At 61.4% G+C, this 3940-nt stretch carries 5 protein-coding genes and 1 riboswitch; of the genes, 3 read left to right on the top strand and 2 right to left on the bottom strand.

Translation table 11 applies throughout. The annotated features are described in order from the left end of the window. Together EN750_RS22450 and EN750_RS22445 are read right to left on the bottom strand one after the other, a co-directional pair. Positions 1–1015, bottom strand: a 1015-nt coding sequence (locus EN750_RS22450; protein ID WP_145967836.1) for a hybrid-cluster NAD(P)-dependent oxidoreductase, incomplete at its 3' end; no start/stop codon positions are given. Positions 1016–1040: 25 nt separating this feature from the next. Further along, the gene (locus tag EN750_RS22445) at positions 1041–2288 is read right to left on the bottom strand and encodes an aromatic ring-hydroxylating dioxygenase subunit alpha (protein ID WP_127397674.1); all 1248 of its coding nucleotides are present in this window, start codon (positions 2286–2288) and stop codon (positions 1041–1043) included. Between the two features lie 114 nt (positions 2289–2402). Then, positions 2403–2605, bottom strand: a riboswitch (cobalamin riboswitch). Between the two features lie 509 nt (positions 2606–3114). Between EN750_RS22445 and EN750_RS22440 the strand changes: the two genes are divergently transcribed. The 3 genes from EN750_RS22440 (at position 3115) to EN750_RS22430 (ending at position 3903) form a co-directional block, all read left to right on the top strand. Continuing rightward, on the top strand, positions 3115–3312 hold the full coding sequence (locus EN750_RS22440; RefSeq protein WP_027039902.1) for a DUF680 domain-containing protein: 198 nt from the start codon (positions 3115–3117) through the stop codon (positions 3310–3312). A gap of 86 nt (positions 3313–3398) precedes the next feature. Further along, positions 3399–3599, top strand: coding sequence for a DUF680 domain-containing protein (locus EN750_RS22435; protein WP_127267341.1), 201 nt, complete (start codon positions 3399–3401; stop codon positions 3597–3599). Between the two features lie 67 nt (positions 3600–3666). Next, complete coding sequence (locus tag EN750_RS22430) at positions 3667–3903, top strand: DUF680 domain-containing protein (protein ID WP_127397673.1); 237 nt, start codon at positions 3667–3669, stop codon at positions 3901–3903. Positions 3904–3940 lie beyond the last annotated feature (37 nt).

Here is a 3940-nt window from a genome sequence, read left to right as displayed (position 1 = left end):
CATTGTGACTCATCTCGACATCGCCCGCGACCTTCCTCACCTTGCAGGTGCCGCACAGGCCGAACTCGCAGGCGGCGGGAATCCGCACCCCAGAGGCGCGTGCCGTCTGCAGCACGGTCTGGCCGGCGACGCATTCGGCATCGACATCGGAAAGCGAAAACCGGATAGGTGTCACGGCCTCGACGGCAGCAGCAGCGCCGTCCTCCGCCGGCGGCGAGAACGGCGCCGGGATTTCCTCCACGGCAGGCGCAGCAAAGCTTTCCTGATGGTATTTCGCCATGTCGAAGCCGGCGGCGTCCAGCATGCCGCGCACGGCGCGCATGAAGGGATCGGGGCCGCAGCAGAAAATCTCGCGCTCGCGGAAATCGGGCGCCAGCAATGGCAGCCGGATCGCGTCGATGCGGCCCATATGGCCGAACCAGCCCTCGCGGCTCGACCGCTCCTCGATCATGAAGCCGAGCGACAGGCCGGGCATGCGGCTGCCGAGCAGCTCGAGTTCCTTGCGGAAAATGATCTCTTCCGGGCGGCGCGCACAGTTGACGAAGCCGACATCTGTCCATGGCGCACAGTCGTTCAACCAGCGCAGCATCGACATCATCGGCGTCACGCCGGAGCCCGCCGAAATGAACAGATATTTGGCCGCCGGGTGGCTATGCAGCGAAAAATCACCGGTCGGCCCATAGCCCTTGACGTGCGAGCCCGGCGTCAGATGGTCGAACATCCAGCGCGTGCCGGTGCTGCCCGCCTGCGCCTTGACCGTCACCGCGATCGAGAATGGCCGCGACGGCGAGGACGACAGCGTGTAGGTGCGCATCAGCGGCCCGTCCAATGTCGGCAGTTCCAGCGTCACGAACTGGCCCGGCTTATAGCGGAACCAGGTCTGGTTGTCGGAGCGGAAGGTGAAGGTCTTCACGTCCGGCGCTTCGTCGCTGACGCCGATCACTTCCAGCACCTGCAGCCGGTCGTTCCAGGGCGTCATCTGGTCGAGATGGCGATAGAGGCCAAGGTCCGTCATCGCATTCATCCTCTTGTCCCCTGAGCTAGGCGACGCTGCGCAGGGCCGGCCGGCCGCCTTCGGCAAGGCGCGGCCCGATGAACGACGCGTACCACTCGACGAACTGGATCACGCCGCCCTCATGCAGCTCCGAATAGGGGCCTGGTTCGTAGGCCGGCGACAGGATGCCGAAGGCGTTTTCCTCGACGATGCGGCGGTCCTGGTCGTTGGTCTCGGTCCAGACATGGGTGAGCTCAGCGAGGTCGTAGTCGACGCCTTCGACCGCATCCTTGTGGACGAGCCATTTCGTCGTCACCGCGGTTTCCGTGGCACTGATCGGCAGCACGCGGAAGGTGACGGCGTGGTCGCCGAGGATATGGTTCCAGGTGGTCGGATAGTGGTAGAGCAGCAAGGAGCCGATGCGGTCGGTTGAAACGCTGTCGGACAGGTTCTTCTGGACCGCCCGTTTTCCCGTCATGGTGTAGCTGACGGCATCGCGCAGCAGCGGCGCGCGGGTGGCGCGGTACTGCCCTGCCGGATCGATGCGGAATTTGCTCGGCAAGCCTGATGCCTCGCATCTGGCCCAGTGCGCGACCATTTCAGGGTCGCTGTCGGCGCCTTGGACGCCGGTCACGGTCGGAGCCTCGGGGAAGGTCTTGCACAGTTCGGGGTGATTGGCGACGCAGTGGTAGCACTCGCGGTTGTTTTCCCAGACCAGCTTCCAGTTGCCCTTCTCGATGATCGTGCTCTCAAAGGCGATCTTTGCCTCACGCAAACGGTGCGGCAAAAGATAAGGTTCGATCATCGCCCGCATCGGCGCGAAATCCGCCGGCTCCCTGGCCAGGCAGATGAAGATGTAGCCGCCGACGCTCTCGCAGGCGACCGGCTTCAGGCCGAAATCACTCTTGTCGAAACCGTCGGCCATCTGGCGGGCAAACAGCAGGCGGCCGTCCAGCTCATAGGTCCACTGATGATAGGGGCAGACGAGCTTTGCCGCCGTACCCTTTTCCGCGTTGCACACGCGGCTGCCGCGATGGCGGCAGGAATTGTGGAAGGCGTTGATCTTGCCTTGCTGGTCGCGGACAAGGACGACCGGATAGTCGCCGATCTGCACGGTGATGTAGCTGCCCGGCTTCGGCAGTTCGCAATCATGGCCGATGAACAGCCAGTCGCGATACCAGATCAGCTCCATGTCGAGCTTGAAGTAGTCTGGATCGGTGTAGAAGGGCTGCTCCAGCGAAAAGCCTTGCCGGCGCCCCTTCAGGAGCCTCAGCATGTCGTTGCGGGTATCCATGTCCTGTCCTCGTTTCTAAGGACTGAACTGGTGGTGATGGAGGAAGGATTGAAACGCAGGCTGGCTGTGTGCCGGACATGCGCTATCCACCTCTTGACCGCCCACCGCGATCAGTCGAGTCTAAAAATCTCGGGCTGGTTTCCGGGCTCTGGAGTTGTCCTTGCGGACCATCGCGACACCTTCCCAGGCAGTTGCCCAGTGGTCTCCCGTTGCGACTTGAACTCCACCACCGTTGCGGGGGCAGCGCCGGATTCTGACCGGCTTCCCAATTCTCCGCCTCGTCGTCACGAAGCGGCACCTGAGATGAGTATGATCTAACCACGATCGCTGGCGCGCCGTCGGCATGAAAACGACATCGTATCCATGCGGCGCGACACGGCATGCGAAACGTCACCGCAGATCGTCTGGGGCCGAAATCCCGCCTCCCGGGCGGCCATTTGCCGGCTTCGATCTGCCCGAATCCGACCCTTGGCGGGGGTCAAAAAAGGTTAACGGTTTCGAAAAGTGACTATTAGCTTGACCTAAAATCGAACCGAACGGTTCGTTTCTGTTGACGGTGCGTGCAGGACGGTGTGAACGCCGGGCCTTTGAAACAGTCAGTGATCCATCGGATGATTAAACTTAACATGCTGATATAGAGAGGAAAAATGCCTCTCTAGATTCCCTTGGCACAATTTCAAGGTGTGGATTCATGGTCCACACGGAACAACTTCGTGATTGGAAAAGGCGGGGTTGCCCTCCCACATCGGGGCCGTCCGAACGACGCGATTTCATTTCCAAGACACGCCGCTAGACGGACGGAAAAAGACGATACTGGAGTACAAAAATGAAAAAGATCATTCTCACTGCCGCAGCCCTTCTGGCCATTTCCGGCAGCGCCTTCGCTGGTAGCGACCACTACGGTTCGAACGCCGCGGCAGCCACTGCTGTCGACAGCTCGTACACCGCTTCGACCAAGAAGTCGGAACCGGCTGCTCAGGCGCCTGCCCAGGGTGCTGACCACAACCTCTTCGGCAACAACTAACAGCCGATTCCCAGTCGACGGCGGGCCCGCCCGCTGCCCTGGCGAAATTCAGACATTCGAAATTCAGACATTCAGGAGTATTTAAGATGAACAAGATCCTCATTGCTGCCGCCGCCGTTCTGGCCATCACCGGCAGCGCTTTCGCGGGCAGCGACAACTACGGTTCGAACGGCGCCAACCAGCCTGCCGCCGCTGTGGACCAGTCGTACACGGCTTCCACCAAGACCTCGGAACCGGCTGCCCAGACACCCGCTCAGGGCAGCGACCGTAACCTCTTCGGTCGCTAAAACCAATTTCGCAAGCGACGGCAGCTGTGTCTGCCGTCTGGCGAAATCCAGAATTCAGGAGACTAAAATGAACAAGATCCTTATTGCTGCCGCCGCCGTTCTGGCCATCACCGGCAGTGCCTTCGCCGGCAGCGACAACTTTGGCTCCAACGGCGCCAACCAGCCTGCGGTTACCTCGGTTGACAGCGCGCATACGAGCTCGGTCCGCAACAGCGGTGGCCTCGTCGAGAAGCTGCTCAATTCGTCGGGCGACGAAGAGAAGTCCGCCCCTCAGGGCAGCGACCGGAATCTCTTTGGCCGTTAACAGCCGAAGCTGATCTTCAACAAAAGAGTGGCGGGCC

It is taken from the genome of Mesorhizobium sp. M7A.F.Ca.ET.027.03.2.1 (assembly GCF_003999175.1).
In the GTDB taxonomy this organism is placed as follows: domain Bacteria; phylum Pseudomonadota; class Alphaproteobacteria; order Rhizobiales; family Rhizobiaceae; genus Mesorhizobium.
Note: the sequence above shows the minus strand (reverse complement) of the source record. Positions and strands in the feature narration are given on the sequence as shown.